We start from the raw sequence: 21,578 nt of genomic DNA, 5'->3' as shown, positions 1-21,578 counted from the left end.
GACGATGGGATCGCCGGTGCCCACAGCGCGGCCGGACAGAACAGAAAAGGGCGGAGACTGAATATGGCAAGAGAATACAAAGACGTGGTGGTGGGGCTGGATATCGGCACGGCCAAGGTCATGGCTGTCGTGGCCGAGGTCTTGCCCAGCGGCGAGCTCAAGCTGGCCGGCCTGGGGGTGGCCCCGAGCAATGGTCTCAAACGGGGCGTCGTGGTCAATATCGATGCCACGGTGCAGAGCATCCAGCAGGCCCTGAAAGAGGCCGAGCTGATGGCCGACTGCAAGATCCAGCGTGTGTACACCGGCATCACCGGCAGCCATATCCGGGGGCTCAACTCCAGCGGCATGGTCGCCGTCAAGGACAAGGAAGTGACATCGGCCGACGTGGCGCGTGTGGTGGAGACGGCCAAGGCCATCAACATCAGCAGCGACCAGCGCCTGTTGCTGGTGGAGCCGCAGGAATTCGTGATCGACGGGCAGGACGTCAAGGAGCCCATCGGCATGAGCGGAATCCGGCTGGAGGCAAAGATCCACATCGTGACCGGCGCCCAGAGCGCGGCCGAAAACATCATCAAGTGCGTGCGCCGCTGCGGCCTGGAGGTCGAGCAGCTCATGCTCAACCCGCTGGCCAGCAGCCTGGCCGTGCTGACTGACGACGAGCGTGAGCTCGGCGTGGTGGTCGTGGACATCGGCGCGGGCACGACCGATGTGGCGATCTTCACCGGAGGCGCCATCCGCCATACGGCAGTGATTCCGATTGCGGGCGACCTCATCACCAGCGACATCGCCATGGCGCTGCGCACGCCCACCAAGGATGCCGAAGACATCAAGGTTGAAAGCGGCTACGCCAAGCAATTGCTGGCCGACCCCGAAAGTCAGGTCGAAGTCCCCGGCCTGGGCGACCGCAGCCCGCGCATGCTGAGCAAGCAGGCGCTGGCGGGCGTGATCGAGCCCCGCGTGGAAGAGATTTTCTCGCTGGTGCAGCAGGTGATTCGCGAGTCAGGCTATGAAGAAGTGCTGTCGTCGGGCATCGTGCTCACGGGCGGTAGCTCGGTGATGCCCGGCATGATCGAGTTAGGCGAGGACATCTTCCTCAAACCTGTGCGGCGCGGCATACCAAAGTACTCCAGCGCCCTCTCCGACATGGTGGCCCAGCCGCGCGCCTCCACGGTCATGGGCCTGCTGGAGGAGGCGCGCCTGGCCCGCCTTCGCGGATTCAAGGTGGCGCAAAAAAGCGGCTCCGTGAAGACCGCCTTTGGCCGATTCAAGGACTTCATCGTGGGGAATTTCTAGCCATGACATACCCCCTCTGGCATGCGCGCGGAAGCCCTCCTCGAATCCCAAAGGAGCGATGGCGATGCACCGGACTGCCACGCGCACGACCACCCAGACACTCTTTCACCATTTGGCAATTGCAACCGTATTTAGAACCAGGAGCTACAAGATGACCATTGAAATGATCGAAGCCGAAGAATTCAACCAGGGCACCCAGATCAAGGTGATCGGCGTGGGCGGCGGCGGCAGCAATGCTGTTGAGCACATGATTGCACGGTCCGTGCAGGGTGTGCAATTCGTGAGTGCCAACACCGATGCACAGGCGCTGACCCGCAGTTCGGCTCACCGTGTCATTCAGCTGGGTAACAGTGGCCTGGGTGCAGGTGGCAAGCCAGAGAAGGCGCGCGACGCCGCTGAGGCGGCTGTGGACGATATTCGTGACGCCATCCAGGGTGCGCACATGCTGTTCATCACCGCCGGTATGGGCGGAGGTACCGGCACGGGCGCTGCCCCCGTGATTGCCCGCGTAGCCAAGGAAATGGGCATCCTCACGGTTGGCGTGGTGACCAAGCCGTTCGACTGGGAGGGCGGCCGCCGCATGAAGAACGCCGACGAAGGCCTTGCCGAGTTGGAGGCCAATGTCGATTCGCTGATCGTGGTGCTCAACGAGAAGTTGCTGGATGTGCTGGGTGACGACATTACCCAGGACCAGGCCTTTGCGCATGCCAACGATGTGCTCAAAAACGCCGTTGGCGGTATCGCTGAAATCATCAACGAGTACGGCCAGGTGAACGTGGACTTCGAAGACGTGCGCACCGTGATGGGCGAACCCGGAAAGGCCATGATGGGCACGGCGACGGCCAGTGGCCCCGACCGCGCCCGAATTGCGGCCGAGCAGGCCATTGCCTGCCCGCTGCTGGAAGGTATCGACCTGTCGGGCGCCAAGGGCGTGCTGGTGCTGGTTACGGCCAGCAAGGGCAGCCTCAAGCTGTCGGAGTCCCGCCAAGCGATGAACACCATCAATGCGTACGCATCGACCGATGCGCATGTCATTTTTGGTGCTGCGTACGACGAGAACCTGGGCGACGAGATCCGCGTGACGGTGGTGGCCACAGGCCTGTCGCGTGCCGGCGTGCGTCGCCAGCCGATCTCGGTGGTGCAGGGTGGTCTGCGCACCGGTACCGACAACATGGCCTACCAGATGCCTGTGGCGGCTGTGGGAGCAGCAGGGGGTGTGTCAGGTGCGCCCGGCGGGCATGCGGGTGGGTCGCAAACGGACTACGGTGGCATGGCCGTGCCAAGCGTGTGGCGCACCAACCGCACCCAGGCTGCGGCCCGGGTGGACGCTCTGTCGTCGGGCGGCATGGACGAACTGGAGATCCCAGCGTTCCTGCGCAGGCAGGCTGACTGACCCGCAAAGGCCGTCGCGGTACGGCCGTTGCGCGGATCATGAGGCCAGACCCGGCCGACGGCTGTCACCTCATCAACCCTGACCCCAAAAGACCCTGCCAGTGAAAACTGGCAGGGTCTTTTGTTGGAGGGGGCGGTACCAACCAGGCGCGACTGGCCCGGGCCGAGCGTCGGCGCGTGAACCGCAGCCTTACGAGTGCGTTGTACCGATCGGGCCCAGCCGCCTTTGCAGGTCGAAAACCTCGTGTCTTCAGCGATGGGCCCGGTTCGGTGTCGTCAGAAGGATTCCCACTCGCCGCTTTCACTTCCACTGGCCTTGGCCGGTGCGGCAGCTGGCGCGCCAGGTGACGCTTTGGCCTTGGCGGGACGCGCTGCCGCAGGTGCGCCGGGTGCCGCTTTGGCCTTGGCAGGCCGTGCAGGCGCGGGCGACGCGCTGGACGCCGTTTTGGCCTTGCCGGGAAGCGCTGGCGCGGCGGGGCGCGGCGCTGACTTGGGCAGCGCCGAGCGTGCCGGAGGCGCGGGTGTGCGGGCGGCGGCAAGGGCAGGAGCGGGCACCGGGGCAGGGCTGGTGTTCCCGTTGGCCGCGCTGGCATCCGGTGCAGACGCGCTGCTGCCGTTTATCTTGAAGCGCGCTACCACCTGTGTCAGGCGCAAGGCCTGATCGCGCAGGCTGTTCGCCGCAGCGGTGGACTGCTGCACCAGCGAGGAGTTTTGCTGCGTCATCTGGTCGAGCTGGTTCATGGCCGTATTGACCTGCCCGATGCCCTGACTCTGCTCCGAGGTGGCGGCCCGGATCTCGCCAATGATGTCCGTCACACGCTGCACGCTGGAGACGATTTCAGTCATCGTGGAGCCCGCGTTGCCCACCAGGGCGGTGCCAGACTCGACCTTTTCGACCGAGGCGCCGATCAGCGACTTGATCTCTTTGGCGGCCTCGGCGCTGCGACCAGCCAGACTGCGGACTTCGCCAGCCACGACCGCAAAGCCACGACCTTGCTCGCCTGCGCGCGCAGCTTCCACTGCGGCGTTGAGCGCCAGAATGTTGGTCTGGAACGCGATTCCATCGATCACCCCGATGATGTCGCTGATGCGGTTGCTGCTCGCATTGATGTCCTGCATGGTGGCAATCACCTTGGAGACCACATCACCACCGCGCGCTGCCACCTCGGCGGCAGAGTTGGCCATCTGATTGGCCGTGTGTGCTGAGTCCGACGTCTGCTTGACAGTGCTGGTCAGCTCTTCCATTGAGCTGGCGGTCGATTGCAGGTTGCTGGCGGTGTCTTCCGTGCGGTGGGCAAGCTCCGTGTTGCCGTGGCTGATCTCGCTCGATGCATTGGCGATGTTTTCCGTCGCCGTGCGCACCTCCGTGACTAGCAGGCGCAGCGATTCCACCATTTTGGACAGGCCATCGAGCAGCGAGCCCTCCGGGGCATGAGGGATCTGCGTATCCAGGTTGCCTTCGGCCACCTGAGACATCACGTCGATGGCATCGGTCGGCTCGCCGCCGATCTGGCTAAGCACCGAGCGGGCCACGACCACGCCGATGCCGCACACCACTGCGAAGACAGCCAGGATGGCTACCAGGCCCGACAGCAGCGTGTTCCTCACGATAGCGTCAATGTCGTCCGTGTACAGGCCCGAGCCGACCATCCAGTTCCATCCGTCCACGCGGATCACGTATTGCAGCTTGGGCACCAGTTCCTGCTGGCCAGGGCGGGCGAACATGGTCGGAACGAATGCGCGCCCGTTGGGGCTGGCCCTAAGGGCATCCGAGATCTGCTTGAGAATGTCCGTGCCAGAGCCGTCCTTGACCTTGCCAGCCATGTCCTGGCCTTCCCACTCGGGCTTGATCGGGTGCATGACGCCCTTGGAGTCCAGCGTCCAGATATAAAAGTACTCCGTCTTGCCCTCTGGTCCACCGAAGCGCGAGAGCCGCAGGGCCTCCTTGGCAGCCTTTTGCGCGTCTTCTACGCTCATCGCACCGCTGGCAGCTTTGGCCTGAAAGCCGGTGACCACGCTGTGGGCCGACTGCACGGCGGTTGTGAGCAGTTCCTGCCGGGACTCGATGATGAGTCGGCGTTCGTTCAGCAACGACGCAAGAGACATGATCACCAGGGCCACCAGGGCCGAGCCGATCATGAGCATGATCTTCGTCTTAAAGCTGAGCTTATTCATAAATCTCTCCCGCTGTGCTGGTACTTGCGCGCCAATTTGTAGCCTCGGCAAACGCTGTGGTTTGTTGCCGATTGTGCTTCGACAGGTCGCAAGGTTACAGTAGGTACAAACACGGCGTATGCACAACGCCGAGAAGTTGGGTTCTCTGACGGAAATCAAGTCAATACCTGACTGCGGTTATGGCATGCCACGCCAACTAAAATGTTGGCATGCTTTCGCAACGCACCCTCAAGACTCTGACCCGCGCCGTAGGCGTTGGATTGCACAGTGGACAACGGGTCGAACTGACGCTGCGGCCAGCACAGCCTGATACGGGCATCGTGTTCAGACGCGTCGATTTGCCCCAGCCCGTGGACATCCCGATCCGCGCTGAAGCGGTGACCGACACCCGGCTGGCGTCCACCATCGCCGTGGGCAACGCCAAGGTGCATACCGTTGAGCATCTCATGTCGGCTTGCGCCGGGCTGGGTATCGACAATCTCTACGTGGACATCACGGCAGAAGAAGTGCCCATCCTGGATGGTTCTTCGGCGTCCTTCGTGTTCCTGCTGCAAAGTGCCGGAATCGAGCTGCAAAAGGCCCCCAGGCGTTTCATCCGAGTCACCCGCCCGGTGGAGGTGCGTGAAGGCGATGGCGCCAACACCAAGTGGGCGCGGCTGGCCCCCTACCACGGCTACAAGCTGAGTTTTGAGATCGATTTCGATCACCCGGCAGTCGATTCGACCGGCCAGCGCGTCGAGTTCGATATGGGCACTGGCAACTACAGCCGGGACATCGCGCGCGCCCGCACGTTTGGCTTCACGCGCGATGTAGAGATGATGCGTTCCAACGGCCTGGCCCTGGGTGGCGGGCTGGACAACGCCATCGTCATGGACGACTACAAGGTGCTCAACAGCGACGGGCTGCGGTATGACGACGAGTTCGTCAAACACAAAATTCTGGATGCCATGGGCGACCTATACCTCATCGGCAAACCACTGCTGGCCGCCTACAGCGCGTTCCGCTCGGGCCACGGGCTGAACAACCGGCTCCTGCGCGAGCTGCTGTCGCAGCGCGATGCGTGGGAAGAAGTGACCTTTGAAGACGAGCGCAGTGCCCCGGGCGGATTTGCCCAGCCTGTGCGCGCTTGGTGAGATGCTGATCGTTCGCTGGCTGGCCTTAGCGCTGCTGCTGGCAGCGGCGGTGTGCTTTGGTGTTTACGCAGCCACGGGGCAGGCACGCTACAAGCGGCTCGGAGTGGTCATTCTCAAGTGGACCGTGATGGCCGCCGTCGGGTTCTTTGCGGTACTGCTGGTCCAGCGGCTGCTCTGAAGGCCTTCGGGCCGGCGCACGCAGCCCTCGCCTATACTCCGGCCTGCTCCGGGGTGCACGTAGAACCTTTTCGGGTTTCTGGGCGTGCTGAGACGGCGGACCTGACCGCCGAAACCGCGAACTTGATCTGGTTAGTACCAGCGTAAGAAGAGCTGCAGTCTTGATTTCCGCCCAGGGGTCTGGCGCAGTTGCGCTGCCTTCTGGCCTCGGCACTCCAGGCGTTCCGCGCGGAACAGCCTTCGGGGTGGGGCCTATCGGCTCCTCGCCTTGCGGACCATCGGGCCGATGGCGGAGCACAGATCCATCCACCACGATAGGAAAGTGCCCGCCATGAATGCCCCGATCCATGCCCCCGACAAGTTCGCCCAGCTGCTTGCGCTCACGCGCCAGCCCTTCCCTGCATCCACCAAGAGCTACCTTTGCGGCAGCCGCCCGGACGTTCGCGTACCGGTGCGCGATATCGCGTTGACCAACGGCGAGCGGGTGAGCGTGTACGACACCTCGGGCCCCTATACCGACCCGGAGGCACTGATCGACGTGCGCCAGGGGCTGCCCAGCGTGCGCGGCGGCTGGATCGCCGCACGGGGTGATGTGGAGCAGTACCCAGGCCGCGCCCCCGTGGCGCTCGATGATGGGCAAAAGGGCGAAGACGCCGCCCGCCTGGCGCAACTGCGACTGGAAGCCTGCGCCCTGCAGCGCAAGCCCCTGCGCGCCAAGAGCGGCGCCAACGTCACGCAGATGCACTACGCGCGCAAAGGCATCATCACCCCCGAGATGGAATACGTGGCCATCCGCGAAAACGGCAAGCGCGAGTGGATGGAGCAGTACATGGCCGATGCAGGCCGTGAGAAGCGCCTGATGGGCAACCCCCTGGGCGCGAGCATTCCGCGCATCATCACGCCCGAATTCGTGCGCGACGAAGTGGCCCGGGGCCGCGCCATCATCCCGGCCAACATCAACCACCCCGAGGTGGAACCGATGGCCATTGGCCGCAACTTCCTGGTCAAGATCAACGCCAACATTGGCAACTCGGCTGTGACGTCCAGCATTGAAGAAGAAGTGGAAAAGCTGGTGTGGGCGATCCGTTGGGGGGCGGACAACGTCATGGACCTCTCGACCGGCAAGAACATCCACACCACGCGCGACTGGATCGTTCGCAACGCTCCCGTGCCGATTGGCACGGTGCCGATCTACCAGGCGCTTGAAAAGGTGGGCGGTGTAGCTGAGGACCTGACCTGGGCCATCTTTCGCGACACGCTGGTTGAACAGGCCGAGCAGGGCGTGGACTACTTCACCATCCACGCGGGGGTGCGCCTGGCCTACATCCACCTCACGGCCCATCGCCGCACGGGCATCGTGTCACGCGGCGGCTCCATCATGGCCAAGTGGTGCATGGCGCACCACCGCGAGAGTTTTTTGTACGAGCACTTCGAAGACATCTGCGACATCATGAAGGCCTACGATGTGTCCTTCAGCCTGGGGGATGGCCTGCGCCCCGGCTGCGCGTCGGATGCCAACGACGAGGCGCAGTTTGCCGAGCTGCACACCTTGGGCGAGCTGACCCAGCTGGCCTGGAAGCATGACGTGCAGACCATGATCGAAGGCCCGGGCCATGTCCCCATGCACATGATCCAGGCCAACATGACCGAGCAGCTCAAGACCTGCCACGAAGCGCCGTTCTACACCCTGGGGCCGCTGACCATCGACATCGCTCCCGGCTATGACCACATCGCCAGCGCCATCGGCGCGGCCATGATCGGCTGGATGGGTACGGCCATGCTGTGCTACGTGACGCCCAAGGAACACCTGGGCCTGCCTGACCGTGATGATGTCAAACAGGGCATCATCGCCTACAAGATTGCTGCACACGCGGCCGATGTGGCCAAGGGACACCCTGGGGCCCGGGCACGGGATGATGCCCTGAGCCAGGCGCGATTTGATTTCCGCTGGCAGGACCAGTTCAACCTGGGCCTGGACCCGGAAACCGCCCGCGAATACCACGATGAAACCCTGCCCAAGGATGCTGCCAAAGTGGCGCATTTTTGCTCGATGTGCGGCCCCAAGTTCTGTTCCATGAAGATCACCCAGGAGGTGCGGGACTTCGCGGCGGCCAAGGGCGTGGCCGAGGCTGAGGCGCTGGCCCAGGGCATGCAGACCAAGGCTGCAGAGTTTCAGCGCGCGGGCGGCGCGCTCTACATTCCGATTGCGTCTGCCTGACGGGCTTGTGCCCAACGGCATAAGACGCGCTTATGGGCTCCCAAGGTTTGGGTCTTTAGGGCAAAGCCTCGGGAAACCCATAGGATCAGAAACATGGTGCTACAGCTAACTTAGTGACCACCCTTCGGCTCCTGAGGCTGGAGGGTGAAGGTGCCACCGTGGTGTCAAAGCTGCCGACCGGTGAGATTTTGTGATTTTTTGTAAGGAAGTGCCATGAGCATCCTGGGTCGTCTCTCCATTCGGACCCGTCTTTATTTCGGCACATTGTTTTCCCTGATCCTGCTGGTTGTGATCGGTGGCATGGGCTACTTGGCGCTGGACCGTACGCGCGCAACACTCGACAGTCTGTTTTCGCAGCGGGTGCAGACGCTGACCGATGTGGCAGAGCTGCGAACCACCCTGGGCGACCTGCGCCGCACTGAGAAAGACATCATCATCAGCTTCAACAATTCAGTGGAGGTCGCGTCCCTGCGTGAATCGTGGGGCAAAGCGCTGGCCAGTTTGACCAAGGGTATGGGCCAGGTGCGGCAGGCGCAGGCTGCGGATGCTGGGTTTGTCGAAGCCATCGACAAGGCGCTCGCCGAAGTCAGTGACTATCAGAAAGGCGTCGTGCCGGTCTTCGAACAGATCGAGCGGGCGCAGATCGACGGGGCCGTGGCCGGAGCCTACGCTGAACGCCTCAAAAAGCACATGGAGGCCACCGACCAGTTGTTACTAGGGCTGGCCGGTGCTGCACGCGACAAGATGGATGAAGCCCGCAAAGGCGTGAACACCCTGACATCGAACATGTCGGGGCTCATCGCTGGCGCCCTGCTGTTGGCACTGGCGGTGCTAATCCCGCTGACGCTCTTTAGCGTTCGCTCGATTTTGCAGTCGCTGGCGCAGGCCAGCACCTTGGCTGAGCGCATTGCCGCTGGCGACCTGTCGCATGACGTCAAGGTCACTTCGCAGGATGAAGTGGGCCAGTTGGTGGGGGCCATGGGCCGCATGCAGGACGCGCTGCGAGGTCTTGTGCACCAGGTGCAGGAGGCGGCGGGCAACATCTCCTCGGCCAGCGCGGAAATTGCATCAGGCAACCATGATCTGAGCCATCGCACCGAGCAGACCGCCAGCAACTTGGCAGAGACAGCAGCGTCGATGGCGTCGCTGACCGCCGCCTTGCAGGGCAGTGCGCAGTCGTCGCGACAGGCCAGCGAATTCGCAGGCACTGCAGCGGAGGTCGCGGCCCGGGGCGGCACTGTGGTAGCCAATGTGGTCACCACCATGGACCAGATCACCGCCAGCTCGCGCAAGATCGCCGATATCACGGGCGTTATTGATTCGATTGCGTTCCAGACGAACATCCTGGCGCTGAATGCAGCAGTGGAGGCTGCCCGTGCAGGTGAGCAAGGCCGAGGCTTTGCGGTGGTGGCCAGCGAAGTGCGCACCCTCGCGCAGCGCAGCGCCGCCGCAGCACACGAGATCAAGGGGCTCATCAGCTCATCCGTGCAGGGCGTGGAAGACGGCTCGCGCCTGGTCACGCAAGCGGGCGCCACCATGACTGAGATCGTGGGCAGCGTGCGCCGTGTGGCCGACATCATCGGCGAGCTGACCCTATCGGCTGCCGAACAAAGCAACAACGTAGGCCAGATCGGCCAGTCGGTCAGCCAGTTGGACAACATGACACAGCAAAATGCGGCGCTGGTGGAGGAGTCCACTGCCGCCTCTGAGTCACTGCGCGAGCAGGCGGTGCAGCTCACCAGTGCGGTCAGTCAGTTCAAGCTCCAAGAGGGCGTGCAGCCTTCGGTAGGGCAGTACGCTTTGCCCCAGGGGGATCGCAGTACCGCGGCGGGTACGCGGGGCGTGGGGGCGCGTCAGCCCCCCAAGATTCGTTGATATTGGATGTTTTTGGCCACCTGCGCCCGCTGAAAGAGCAACTGTTGCTATCAAATAAATAGCAACCGTGTGCGGGGAGGTGCTCCAAGGCTCTGCGCTGTGGCCAGAGCGCAGCGGGGTGGTGGATGCCCTGCCGCAGAGGTGGCGCGCGCGCGCGGTGGGGGCGGGGTCAGTCGCGCGTCACGCGCACCACTTCTTCGCGGCTGGTGATGCCCGCCGCAATCAGGCGTTCGCCGTCGTCGCGCATCAGGGCCATGCCCCCTGCAAGGGCTGCGGCGCGGATGTCGGCCTCGGCGGCCTGGTTGTGGATCTGCGCACGGATGGTGTCGTTGGTCACCAGCAACTCGAACACGCCAGTGCGGCCGGTGTAGCCCGTCTGGCTGCAATGGTCACAACCCTTGCCCCGGCAGTGCCCGCAATACTTGCGCACCAGTCGCTGGGCCAGCACCCCCAGCAGGGACGATGACAGCAGGAACGGCTCCACGCCCATGTCGGTCAGTCGCGTGACCGCGCTGGCGGCGTCGTTGGTGTGCAGCGTGGCCAGCACCAGGTGGCCGGTGAGCGAGGCCTGGATGGCGATCTGGGCTGTTTCGTAATCACGGATTTCGCCGATCATGATGATGTCCGGGTCCTGGCGCAGGATGGCGCGCAGTGCCTTGGCAAACGTCAGCTCGATCTTGCTGTTGACCTGGGTCTGGCCCACGCCCGGCAGCTCGTACTCGATCGGGTCTTCCACCGTCATGATGTTGTTGCGCGTGGCATCAAGCCGCCCCAGGGCCGCATACAGGGTGGTGGTCTTGCCCGAGCCCGTCGGCCCGGTGACCAGGATGATGCCGTGCGGCTGGCCGATGAGCCCTTCAAAGCGCGAGAGCGTCGCGCCCTGCATGCCCACGGCCTCCAGGCTGAGCTTGCTTTCGCTCTTGTCCAGCAGGCGCAGCACCGCGCGTTCGCCATGGGCGCTGGGCAGGGTGGACACCCGCACATCTATGGCGCGGGTGCCCAGGCGCAGGCTGATGCGGCCATCCTGCGGCAGGCGCTTTTCACTGATATCCAGGTCGGCCATGATCTTCAGGCGCGAGATCAGGGCCGCATGCAGCGCGCGGTTGGGTTGCACCACCTCGCGCAGCGTGCCGTCCACACGAAAACGCACGCTGGAGTGGCGCTCGTAGGGCTCGATGTGGATGTCGCTCGCGCCATCGCGCGCGGCCTGCGTGAGCAAGGCGTTGAGCATGCGGATGATGGGGGCATCGCCTGCGGATTCGAGCAGGTCTTCCACCTCGGGCAGCTCCTGCATCATGCGCGAGAGGTCGGCATCGCTTTCGACCTCGCTCACCACCGTGGCAGCGCTCGATTCGCTGTGCGAATACGCGGCGCTGATGCGCTGGGCCAAGGCGTTGGCTTCCAGGGGCATCAGCTGCCGCACAGGGTGCTTGCGCAGCACTTCGGACAGCGCGCCCGCGTCAGGGTGCGGCCCATGCCACAGCACCAGCTGGTGGCCGTCGTCCTCCAGCAGAAGCTGGGCCGTGCGGGCAAAGGCGTAGGGCAGGGGGTGGCGCATGGGGCAGGTCAGAGAAGGCTGCGGTCAGAGAACTTGGCGTGACACCGTGGCGTTCAGCGACTGGGCGCGCACCGTGGCGGCAGCGGCCTCTGCGGCCTCCAGGCTGGCGTAGGGGCCCACGCGCACGCGGGTGAGTGCGCCGCGGTTGGTTTCCACCGGCTGCGTTGACACGGGCAGAGCCATATCGCGCAGCTTGGCCATGGCCGAGCGTGACCGGGCGTCCTTGCCGAACACACCGAGGTTGACGTAGTAATCCGCGGCCGGGGCCACCGGACGCTGCGCGCTGACCGGGGCGGGCCCGTCTGGTGCCGCGCTGCTTTGCGGCACGCCCTGGGGCGCCACCGGTGCGGGCACGGCCTGGGGCAGCGGTGCCGGAGCCAGTGGCTGCATGGACTGCGGCACGGGCGCGGCCGGGTTTGCTGGCGGCTGGGCTTGTGTGGGTGGTTGTCCCGCAGCAGCGCCTGCCCGTGGCGGCAGCGCTGGCAGCACCGGCGCTGCGTTGACGGTGCCCATCACCACGCTCGACGGAGGCTGGGTGGTCTGCTGCAGCGCACGGATGGCCTCGTAGCGGTCCACCATCAGCGCGTCGCTGGTGGCGTTGTCGCGTACCACGATCGGGCGCAGGAACACCATCAGATTGGTCTTGGTGCGGGACCGGTTTTCGCTGCGAAACAGGCTACCCACCAGGGGTAGGTCGCCCATCACCGGTACTTTGTCCTGGCCTTGCTGGTAGCTGTCTTCCAGCAGGCCGCCAATCACGATGATGGCCCCGTCATCGACCACCACGTTGGACTCGATGGATCGCTTGCTGGTGGTGGGGCCATTCACGTTGCTCAGGGTGTTGCCGTCGATTTTGGAGACCTCCTGGTAGATCGCCATCTTCACCGTGCCGTTCTCGCTGATCTGTGGCCGTACCTTGAGCATCAGGCCCACATCCTTGCGCTCCACCGTGGTGAATGGGTTGAGGTTGTTGCCGCCGCCCGTGTTGGCATACGAGCCCGTGACAAACGGCACGTTATTGCCGATCACGATGCGCGCTTCCTCGTTGTCCAGCGTCATCAGGTTGGGGGTGGACAGCACGTTGGCATCGCCGCTGTTTTGCAGAAAATTGGCCAGCGCGCCCAGGTAGTACTGCCCGTTGACCCGCGGTGCCAGACCCAGGTTGAGCCCGCCCCCAAGCCGCCCGGCGGCGGTGGCGATGTTGGTGGCGCTGCCGCTGGCGATCGCCGAGGTCAGCCCGATGATGTTGGTTCCGGCCAGGCCCGAGTTGGTGCCAATCACGCCAATGGTGCCGTCGCCTTGTTTGCCCAGGACGCCCTGCCACTGGATGCCGAACTCGGCCAGCTTGCTGGCCGAGACCTCGACGATCAGGCTCTCGACCAGGACCTGCGCGCGGCGGCCATCGAGCTTGTCGATCACCGTGCGCAGCTGGCGGTACAGCGGCTCAGGGGCGGTGATGATCAGGGAGTTGGTGGTGGGGTCCGCCTGGATCTGCCCGCCGGTGGACGGCTGGTTGCTGCTGCCTCCGCCAGAGCCGCCACTGCTGGCGGTGGCGCTCAGCCCGACGTTGCCGAAGGACTGGCCACTGCCGCCAAGCATGCTGCCGCCGCCCAAGCCACCGCCCAGACCGCCGCCCTGGGCCACCGGGGGGCTGACGCCACCCGAGGCAGCCCCGCCACCGCTGCCCGTGCCCATGGCCGCCATGGCGGCGCGCAGGGTGGTGGCCAGCTTGGTGGCGTCGGCATTCTTGAGGTACACCACATGGATGTTGCCGCTGGATGCGCTGCTGCCGGGCACGGGCGGCTGGTCGAGCCGGTCCACCAGCGCACGCACCTGGGCCACGCGGGCCGGGTTGGCGGCGCGCAGGATCAGCGAGTTGCTGCGCGGCTCGGCGATCAGCGTGGTCTTGAAGGATGTGTCTGCCTGGCCTGCAGCCACAGGTGCTGCCCCGCTGCCCGCGCCGTCGATCAGGCGGGCCACCAGCGGTGCCAGGTCGGCGGCCACAGCGTTGCGCAGCGGAATCACTTCCACATCGCTCGCGTTGGCGACATCCATCGCCGCCACGATGCGCGCCAGCCGCTGCAGGTTGTCGGCGTAGTCGGTGATCACCAGCGAGTTGTTGCCCGGATTCACGTTGATGGTGTTGTTGGGGCTGATCAGCGGGCGCAGCACCGGCACCAGGTTGGCCGCGTTTTCAAAGTTGAGCTTGAAGATCTGCGTGACAATCTGCCCGCCTGCGGGCGCGCTGCCCGCGTTGCCCTGCACCACGCTCACGCTGCCGCCCTGCAGCTTGGCATCGGCCTCGGGCACCACCTTGTACAGCCCTGCGGATTCGACCACCGTGAAGCCCTGCAAACGCAGTGCCGCCAGGAACTGCTGGAAGGCCCCGGCGGGCGTCACGGGCCGCTCGGTGACCAGATTCAGCTGGCCACGCACGCGGGGGTCTACCACCACATTGCGCCCGGTGATGGTGGCCATGGTGCGGGCCACGGCCTCGATCTCGGCATTGGCAAAGTTGAGGGTGACCGGCTCGCCCGCGCGGACGCTGCCCGTGCTGGTATTGACGGCAGTCTGAGCACCAATATGGCCAGTCGCGCACGTCAATAAAGCGCTTGCAGCTATTGATTTTATAGCAAACGTCAGGCGTGGTGAAAACAGAAGAGTCATAGGTTCAACCCACGGTGATGATGGAGCGCGCGCCACTGCGCCGTCCGATGATGTTCAACAAATTCGACAGCGCGGCCTCGCGCTCGGGGGTGGCGGCGCTGGCCTCGCCCGCAAAGCGCAGGCGGTTGCCCACCCACTGGCCGGTGCCGCTGAGCAGCAATTGGCCCTCCAGCGTGGTCAGCGTGATGCCTGGCACCTCGCCGCCTTGCAGGGCCAGCCGGTAACTGCCGATCGGCCGCAGGGTGCTCAGCCGGGTGGACATGCCGCGCGCATCCAGCTGCGCCTGGCCTGCCAGCGCCATGCGGCCAGCAGCCCAGGTGGCCGTCAGTCCGGTGGTTTGCAGCACCAGTTGCCCCTGCGGCTGCAGCGTGTTCCAGGGCGTGCCCAGGCCCGACAGCAGTGCCGCGGGCCACTGGCTCTGGCCGTCGGACACTGCGACGCTGGCGCCGCCCCAGCGCGGCTGCACCGCCACCTGCAGCGGCTGCGGCGTGCAGCAGGCAGCCTGCAGGTGGGCGCGCAGGCCGGTCCAGCCCGGGCGCAGTTGCCATTGCATGCGGCCGGGCAGGGCGGCCTGGTCCTGGCTGGCTGCGCCGCCCGTCAGCACCAGCTGGGCCGAGCCCGACCATACGGTGCCGCGCGGCTGCAGCAACTGCACCTGCCCGCCCGTGGCGCGGGCCACCTGGCCCGTGAGCCAGGCTGCGGGCGCAAAGGCCACGATGGCCGGGATGCCGCCCAGCGCCGCGCCCGCGACGGCCCAGGCCCATGCCGTGCGCGGCATGCCGGTCGATGGGGGGCGGTTGCGGGTACTGCGTGCCACGGATGGAGGGTGCCGGTAATAGGTGTTGAAAAAGAGGGGCAGGTGGGGTGAATCGGATGGCCGTTTTGCGTTCAGCGACCGGCCGGCAAGGCCAGCACCAGCGTGCCATCCCAGCGCGGGGCCCCGGTGGGTGCTGCACCCGGCGATGCGGCACCGGCCGCGCCTGCAGCCGCCGGTGACGCGGCTGCGGTGCTGCGCACCAGCCGTGCCTCGACGGGCGAGGCATGCGCGTTGCTGCGCGCCTGCGCCAGCCACGGGGCCAGTCCATCCGCAGGGGCGCCCTTGAGGACCACCGTCACACGGTCGCCCACCACGTTGAGCTGGCCCGTTGTGCCCAGGCGCTGCGTGAGCGCCGCACGCAGCGTGCCCACCGAATCCGCCGGGCTGCTGCGCGGTGCCGACTGCAACTGCTGCGCCTCGGCCTGCAAGGCCTGCATGCGCTGCACCTGGGCGTCCAGCGCCGCATGGCGTGCGGGGGCGGCGCGCAGCGTGGCTAGGGCGGGGGCCAGGGCCAGCCACCACAACAAAGCCAGCGCGACGACGGCGACAGCGGCCAGCACCAGGTTGCGTTCGCGCGGGGCCAGGGCCTCCCAGCGGGCCTGCAGGCTGGCATTGGGTGCGAAAGCCTGGGTGCTCTGCGTCATGGGTTCGCCTCCGTGCGAAGCAAAAGGCTGCCGTCTTCGGGCCGTGCCTGGTACCCCGCCGCTTGCAGCCGCGCCAGCAGGGCGGCCACTTCGTCAGGGTTCATGTCCAGGCCGCGCAGCCGCAGCTCACCTGGGGTGTATTCGATGCCCGTTGGCAGGCGGCCATCGGGCAGGGCTGCCCCGGCGGCGGCCAGCATGGGCTCCAGATCGCGAGCCGACACGCTGCCGGCGGCCTGTCGCAGCAAGGCCAGTTCGCGTTCCATCTGCACCGGGGCATCGACCACCACCTTCACCTGTGGGAAGGTCTGCGTCAACATGCCGCGCACGCTGGCCTGCTTGGCAGCCAGCGATTGCCGCTCCTGCCAGGCCCAGGCATTGAGCCCGACCACCTGGGCCGCCACCAGCACGGCGGCGCCCCATCGGGCCGCCCGCCACTGGGGTGCGTTGAGCAGGGCGCTGACGGTGGTGCCGACCTTGCGCAGGGCGCGTGTGCGCCCGCTGCTGGCCAGGTCGAACTGCGCCAGGTCCCAGTCGCCGCGGGCCGCATCCAGCGCGCGCTGGCTGGCGGTGTGCAGCGCCACGCGCTGGCCCAGCGTGCGTTCGGCCAGCGCCGCCACGGCGGGCTCGGCGCGCAGAACCGGCGGGGGCGGCTGCCCATGGGTGTCCGGCGCGCCGCCGTCCAGAGCACCCAGGCGCACCAGCGTGAGGGCCATGGGCGTCAGCGGCATCACCGTCACGCCCAGTTCAGCCCCCTGGCCGGTGACGACCAGGTACGCATCTTCAGGGGTGCCCAGGGCGCACAGTTCAGCCCCCCCGCTCTGGGTGGGGCCAGGCGCAAATTCAGGCACCACGCGGCTGACGCGGCGGCCCGCGGCCTCCAGCGCCTGCAGGTGTTCGCGCAGCCAGGCCCGGTCACAGACGGCCACCCACACGGGGCCGTCGCCTGCGGGCTCGGGTTGCACGGCAAAGTGCAGTTGCGCGGCATCATCGAGCACGCGGTCTTCGAGCAGACCTTCCAGAGCCAGACGCAGGCGCGGCGTCTGGTGCCCTGGGCCGGTGGGGAGTCCGGGCGGCAGCCGCACGCGCTGCCACGACAGTGCACGCGCGGACACCACGGCCACCACCTCGCCGCCGGGGCGGGTGGGCTCGGGCAGCAGGGCGGCGGGAGCGCTGTCGTGACGGATGGCAACATGGCCATTAGCCGTCAGCGTGTAGCTGTAGGTGGTCGACGGCCCGGGCAGGGTCGGCGGCAGAAAAAGTATGAGGGTGCTCATGAACGCGTGTAGCGAAACATTTTAGGGGGATGTTCCTGTCGTGCCGCGTCAGCGCAGCGGGGCGGTGGGGGCGCTGGGCGCAGCGCGGTCAAAAGCGCCGCGCTCGCGCCACACCGTGGTCACATCCATGCCGACCCGGTGGACCAGGGAGCGCTCGTCCACCATGACATCACCGAGCCGCAGTCGTCCGCGCACCTCAAAATAGGTCGAGGCAACGGTGTGGGCCGAATCATCGAGCTTCATGGTTGTGCCGAGCTGTTCGCGCATGTCGGCGATGGATCGGAAATGACGGGATTCGCGCATCTGCACGATGCGCTGGGCGCTGGCCACATCAAGCCCGTCGATGGCGGCCAACAGCACATCAATGCCTGCGGTGTTCAGGTTCACCGGGGTGGCGCTGGGCAGCAGCGTCACATGGGGCGCCAGCACATCCACGGTGGCCTGCGGCAGCCCCAGCCACACCAGTTGCGAAACACGGGCGGGTATCAGCGGCGCAGCGCCGCCGTCATCACCGGCGGTGGCCTGCGCCTGGCGCAGCGATTCGACCAGCGCAGCGAGCTGCTGCGAAGGCAGGCTCAGCCGATCAAAAAGGCGGTTGAACTGCAGCAGCGGCAGCGGCTGCACCTGCCCGCCCTGGACCAGGTTGGTGATGTTCAGTCGCCCCTGCATGTCCGTGATCTGCCCTGACAGGAATGCTTCGGTGGTGTCGGTGCTGGCATCGTCCACCTGCGACACGTTGCGGTCTGCCGCAAGGAATGTGGACAGCCGCGCTTCCTGCAGTGGCACTGCCCAGGGCTCGGCCAGGTGGTCGGCACCGCCTGCCCGCCCGTCTTCGCGCAGGATCAGGCGCGACCAATCGAGCGCACCGATCAGGATCCATGCCGACTGCACGCGCCCGCGCTCGGCGGTCTCGACCTCGACCGCGCGCCACTGCTGCCACATGGCCGAAGCCGCAAACGTGGCCACCAGCGTCACGGTGAGCATGGCGGCCAGCAGCGCGGCTCCGCGCTGGGGCATCGCCTGGGGCATCCCCTGGGGCGTCACGTTGGACGAAACCGTGGTCACGACCGGCCTCCACCCAGCGATGGCTTGACCCAGTCCCGCGTGAGCTGACCGGCCAGGGCCTGGCCTGCGGGCAGCGTGATCTGCAGCCGGATGCCGTCGGGCACGGCGGCCGAGCCACCGGGCGGCTGCGCCCCCGCGCTCGACATCGGGTTGGACCACGCTCCGCCACGGTAGTAAAAAATCTGCCAGTTCTCCAGGGGTAGCAGCGCGGTTTCCTGACGCCGTTGCGCGTCGCCAGGGGTGCGCGCCCACTGCTCAGCCTGTTGCCAGGCCGCTTGCCACGCGCCCCGCGTGCGCACGGGTTGCGACTGCCAGCGCAGCCAGGTGCCGGCGCTGCCCCGGCCCGCGCGGCGCGTCCAGGCTACCACCAGCGCGCCTTCGTCCGGCTCGGCACTGCTGCGGCGCGTGATGCGCAGCACCTGCCCGTCCCAGTCCAGCGGCGTGGTGTTGGGGATGGACATCGCCGCGTCCAGGTCCGCGCCCCACTGGCCCAGCGCGGACTGCAGCACCAGCATTTCGTCGGCCCGCTGGCGCGTGGACTCCTGCGCGCGCACCATGCCATCCAGCCCCCGCCAGCTCAGGATGGCCAGGAGCGCCATCACACCGATGGCCACCAGCAGCTCCATCAGCGTGAAGCCGCGTGCGCCGCGCTGGTACCCCTGCATGGTGCGCAAAGGGCGCGTGCATGGTGCGCGGAGCGCCACAGGTGAATGGCCCATGGCTAATACCGCCCAATGATCGAAGAAATACGCAGGATGGAGTTGTCTCCATCCAGCACCTGGGCATCGATGCGCCGAAAGCTCGGGTTGGGCGTGGGGCGCACGATCACCGCGACCGTCAGCGTCCGACCCGCCTGTTCGCAGGTTTGCACGCTGTCGCCCACGCTGGGCATCTGCGCCGACAGGCGCGCGCGAATCAGCTCGTTTTCGGCGCATAGCTGGGCCAGCACGATGTCGGACTGCCGCAGCGCGTTGCGCGTGAGCGCAGTGGTGGCCTGCAAACCCGCCATCAGCGCGATGGCCACAATGGCCAGTGCCACCAGCACCTCCACCAGCGTGAAGCCGCCCGAGGCCCGCCGGGGTGACCGCCTGGGCGATGCGAGGCGACCGATGCAAGGCAGGCTCACTGCGCGGTCTCCACAAAGAAAGGGCGCACGCCATCGGTGGCCACGCGCAGCACGCGCTCAGGGTATTGCTGGTGGGTGATCAACACCTGTTGCGGGCCAATCAGGGGCTCGGGCCCCAGCGTCAGCGCAGGCTGGCCCTGCACCACAGTGCCTGCGTCCAGCCAGCGGGTGGGCAGGGCTGCCTGCGCACTGGGCGGCAATCCTTCAAAACGAAAGCCCTGGGGTGTGGCGCGCCAGCGCACCGGCACGCTTGCCCCGCGCGATTGCGCCCGGGCGGATTCCAGCAGCGCCGTCAGGCGGGCCGCCTCGCGCTCCAGCAACGTGCTGCCGCTGTCGCGCATGGCCAGCCCGACACCTGCGGTGGCCAGGGCCATGATGCTGATGACGACCAGCAGCTCGAGCAGTGTGAATCCGCGTGAGCGGTGGGTGGTCATGAGCCTAGGAGCCTGTCGGACTTGTAAATCGTCGGCTGCAAATCGACCGCAGCGGTCCATTGTTCACCGCCTTTTTGCCCCATAGCTCGGCTATGGGGCTGCAAATTCGGCAAAAACTGTCCTCGCTGGGGCCGATTTTCGCTTTCGACGCTCCAAGTCCGACAGGCTCCTAGCCCGGATATTTCACCAGGTCGCGCTTTGATGTGCCTAGACGCCCGATGCGTGCACAGTTTCTTGGGTTCGAGTGACAAGTCCCATTCGGCCCGAGCGCTACACCCCCGATTGAGCCGTGCTGCAGCACGCTGGCGGCGTTGCTCCTTCTTGCGGGCACGCGCCCGCAGCGTCCTCGCGCCTTGCCAGCGCACCGCATCACAGCCCACTCGGGCGCGTCCCTGGTGAAATATGCGGGCTAGCCGGGGCCGGTGGCAGCAGCCACTGCGTCTGCGCGAGGCGGGCGGCCGCAGCGCCGGGCCGCCCCAAGCAAGGCCCGGCCCCCTACAGGGAGCGACACGCAGTGCGCGACCGTGGGGGCCATGTCTCACTGCCAGCTGCCGATGTCGGCATCCTTGCTCTCGCCGCCAGACTGTCCGTCTGCGCCGAACGACATGACGTCCACCTCGCCCTTGATGCCGGGGTTGAGGTACTGATAAGGGCGGCCCCAAGGGTCGTTGGGGAGCTTTTCGAGGTAGAGCTTCCAGTTGTTGGGCACAGGGCCCGCAGTGGGCTTGGCAACCAGCGACTGCAGGCCCTGCTCGCCGGTGGGGTAGCGCTGGTTGTCCAGCCGATACAGCTTGAGCGCCTGCATGATGTTGGTGATGTCGGTGCGGGCGGCAGTCACGCGGGCATCATCGGCGCGGTCAAGCACGTTGGGCACGATCAGCGCTGCCAGAACGCCAATGATGACCAGCACCACCATGAGCTCGATCAGGGTGAAGCCCCGGGCCAGGCCGCGGCGGCTGGAGCGCAAGAGGACAGGGAGGGAAAGGTTCACTGCGGGCAGTCTCTCGAGTGGTCGGATCGGCTCAATCATAATCCGCGCATGGTGATCAACACACTGAGCAAGCCTTGGGGCATGCGCCTTGCGACTTTGGTCCTGTGGGCCGCTGCGGGCGCGAGCGTGGCGTATTGGGGGCTTCGCCTGTCGGCTTCCGGCCCCGTCGTCCTGGCGCCCCCGCCCGTGGCCAGCGCGGTCGCGCCAGACGCCCAGGCGCTGGCCCGGCTTCTGGGCGCAGTTCCTTTGGCGGCAAGTGCAGCACCGGTGGCACCGGTGGTGTCGATGGCCAGTCGGTTTACGTTGATCGGGGTGCTCTCCGGGCGCAGCAGTGGCGGGGGGGCCGCCCTGATTGCGGTGGACGGCCAGCCCGCCAAGCCTTACCGGGTGGGCGCTGCGGTGGAGCCGGGGCTGGTGTTGCAGGCCCTGGGGCCGCGCCGGGCAGAGCTGGGCCCCGCCATGGGCGCACCGGCCACGCTGACGCTCGATATGCCGTTCAAGAAATAGCCCGCGCTGGGCGTTTGCTACGATTTAAATAGCATTCAGTGCCCTTCCAGCGGGCGGCGCATGGGTATTGGGGCATTATCCTAAAAACGGCAGTTGGATGCATTTGCCAGCGCTGCTGTTGGGGTGCCAGGCAAGGCGCGACGACGCGGCAGGCTCGTGCCTGCAAGGAGAAGCAACACCGCATGGCGCTCCAAAAGCGGTGCTGGCAAGTGCATAGCGCTGTCACCCCAAA

The 21,578-nt window shown here is 66.4% G+C and carries 18 protein-coding genes and 1 riboswitch; of the genes, 7 read left to right on the top strand and 11 right to left on the bottom strand.

Features of this window, described 5'->3' with window-relative positions:
- The first annotated feature begins 63 nt into the window (after positions 1-63).
- Together ftsA and ftsZ are read left to right on the top strand one after the other, a co-directional pair.
- On the top strand, positions 64-1,293 hold the full coding sequence (ftsA, locus tag ACK543_RS00690; protein ID WP_409940957.1) for a cell division protein FtsA: 1,230 nt from the start codon (positions 64-66) through the stop codon (positions 1,291-1,293).
- A gap of 151 nt (positions 1,294-1,444) precedes the next feature.
- The gene (gene ftsZ / locus ACK543_RS00685) at positions 1,445-2,686 is read left to right on the top strand and encodes a cell division protein FtsZ (protein WP_409940956.1); all 1,242 of its coding nucleotides are present in this window, start codon (positions 1,445-1,447) and stop codon (positions 2,684-2,686) included.
- A 275-nt stretch (positions 2,687-2,961) separates the two neighbouring features.
- Here ftsZ and ACK543_RS00680 read toward each other — a convergent pair whose 3' ends face one another.
- The gene (locus tag ACK543_RS00680) at positions 2,962-4,860 is read right to left on the bottom strand and encodes a methyl-accepting chemotaxis protein (RefSeq protein ID WP_409940955.1); all 1,899 of its coding nucleotides are present in this window, start codon (positions 4,858-4,860) and stop codon (positions 2,962-2,964) included.
- A 209-nt stretch (positions 4,861-5,069) separates the two neighbouring features.
- Here ACK543_RS00680 and lpxC point away from each other — a divergent pair, with 209 nt between their 5' ends.
- From lpxC to ACK543_RS00660, 4 genes are all read left to right on the top strand, one after another.
- Positions 5,070-5,993, top strand: a complete 924-nt coding sequence (gene lpxC, locus ACK543_RS00675; protein WP_409940954.1) for a UDP-3-O-acyl-N-acetylglucosamine deacetylase — start codon at positions 5,070-5,072, stop codon at positions 5,991-5,993.
- A gap of 1 nt (position 5,994) precedes the next feature.
- The gene (locus tag ACK543_RS00670) at positions 5,995-6,171 is read left to right on the top strand and encodes a hypothetical protein (protein ID WP_409940953.1); all 177 of its coding nucleotides are present in this window, start codon (positions 5,995-5,997) and stop codon (positions 6,169-6,171) included.
- Positions 6,172-6,210: 39 nt separating this feature from the next.
- A riboswitch (TPP riboswitch) is annotated at positions 6,211-6,337 on the top strand.
- A gap of 176 nt (positions 6,338-6,513) precedes the next feature.
- Positions 6,514-8,388, top strand: a complete 1,875-nt coding sequence (gene thiC, locus ACK543_RS00665) for a phosphomethylpyrimidine synthase ThiC (protein ID WP_409940972.1) — start codon at positions 6,514-6,516, stop codon at positions 8,386-8,388.
- A 213-nt stretch (positions 8,389-8,601) separates the two neighbouring features.
- On the top strand, positions 8,602-10,263 hold the full coding sequence (locus ACK543_RS00660) for a methyl-accepting chemotaxis protein (protein WP_409940952.1): 1,662 nt from the start codon (positions 8,602-8,604) through the stop codon (positions 10,261-10,263).
- 169 nt (positions 10,264-10,432) lie between these two features.
- Here ACK543_RS00660 and ACK543_RS00655 read toward each other — a convergent pair whose 3' ends face one another.
- The 10 genes from ACK543_RS00655 to gspG form a co-directional block, all read right to left on the bottom strand.
- Complete coding sequence (locus ACK543_RS00655) at positions 10,433-11,821, bottom strand: GspE/PulE family protein (protein ID WP_409940951.1); 1,389 nt, start codon at positions 11,819-11,821, stop codon at positions 10,433-10,435.
- Positions 11,822-11,845: 24 nt separating this feature from the next.
- A complete protein-coding gene (gene gspD, locus ACK543_RS00650; RefSeq protein ID WP_409940950.1) occupies positions 11,846-14,488 on the bottom strand; it encodes a type II secretion system secretin GspD in 2,643 nt (880 codons plus the stop codon).
- Positions 14,489-14,492: 4 nt separating this feature from the next.
- A complete protein-coding gene (gene gspN / locus ACK543_RS00645; protein WP_409940949.1) occupies positions 14,493-15,305 on the bottom strand; it encodes a type II secretion system protein N in 813 nt (270 codons plus the stop codon).
- 71 nt (positions 15,306-15,376) lie between these two features.
- On the bottom strand, positions 15,377-15,949 hold the full coding sequence (gene gspM / locus ACK543_RS00640) for a type II secretion system protein GspM (protein WP_409940948.1): 573 nt from the start codon (positions 15,947-15,949) through the stop codon (positions 15,377-15,379).
- The gene (gene gspL / locus ACK543_RS00635; protein ID WP_409940947.1) at positions 15,946-17,223 is read right to left on the bottom strand and encodes a type II secretion system protein GspL; all 1,278 of its coding nucleotides are present in this window, start codon (positions 17,221-17,223) and stop codon (positions 15,946-15,948) included. The genes gspM and gspL overlap by 4 nt, the downstream gene beginning before the upstream one ends.
- 48 nt (positions 17,224-17,271) lie before the next feature.
- Positions 17,272-18,252 (bottom strand): type II secretion system minor pseudopilin GspK, encoded by a 981-nt coding sequence (gene gspK, locus ACK543_RS00630; RefSeq protein ID WP_409940971.1) that lies wholly within the window; start codon positions 18,250-18,252, stop codon positions 17,272-17,274.
- A 32-nt stretch (positions 18,253-18,284) separates the two neighbouring features.
- On the bottom strand, positions 18,285-18,953 hold the full coding sequence (locus ACK543_RS00625; protein WP_409940946.1) for a type II secretion system protein J: 669 nt from the start codon (positions 18,951-18,953) through the stop codon (positions 18,285-18,287).
- A 56-nt stretch (positions 18,954-19,009) separates the two neighbouring features.
- Positions 19,010-19,408, bottom strand: coding sequence for a type II secretion system minor pseudopilin GspI (gene gspI / locus ACK543_RS00620; RefSeq protein ID WP_409940970.1), 399 nt, complete (start codon positions 19,406-19,408; stop codon positions 19,010-19,012).
- Positions 19,409-19,410: 2 nt separating this feature from the next.
- Positions 19,411-19,848, bottom strand: coding sequence for a prepilin-type N-terminal cleavage/methylation domain-containing protein (locus ACK543_RS00615; protein WP_409940945.1), 438 nt, complete (start codon positions 19,846-19,848; stop codon positions 19,411-19,413).
- A 538-nt stretch (positions 19,849-20,386) separates the two neighbouring features.
- A complete protein-coding gene (gene gspG, locus ACK543_RS00610) occupies positions 20,387-20,878 on the bottom strand; it encodes a type II secretion system major pseudopilin GspG (protein ID WP_409940944.1) in 492 nt (163 codons plus the stop codon).
- A 9-nt stretch (positions 20,879-20,887) separates the two neighbouring features.
- Here gspG and ACK543_RS00605 point away from each other — a divergent pair, with 9 nt between their 5' ends.
- Positions 20,888-21,346 (top strand): type II secretion system protein N, encoded by a 459-nt coding sequence (locus ACK543_RS00605; RefSeq protein ID WP_409940943.1) that lies wholly within the window; start codon positions 20,888-20,890, stop codon positions 21,344-21,346.
- Positions 21,347-21,578: the final 232 nt, after the last annotated feature.

Origin of the sequence: Acidovorax sp. (genome assembly GCF_046341535.1) — a bacterium.
Lineage (GTDB): Bacteria > Pseudomonadota > Gammaproteobacteria > Burkholderiales > Burkholderiaceae_C > Acidovorax.
This window is presented reverse-complemented; position numbering and strand designations above follow the sequence as displayed.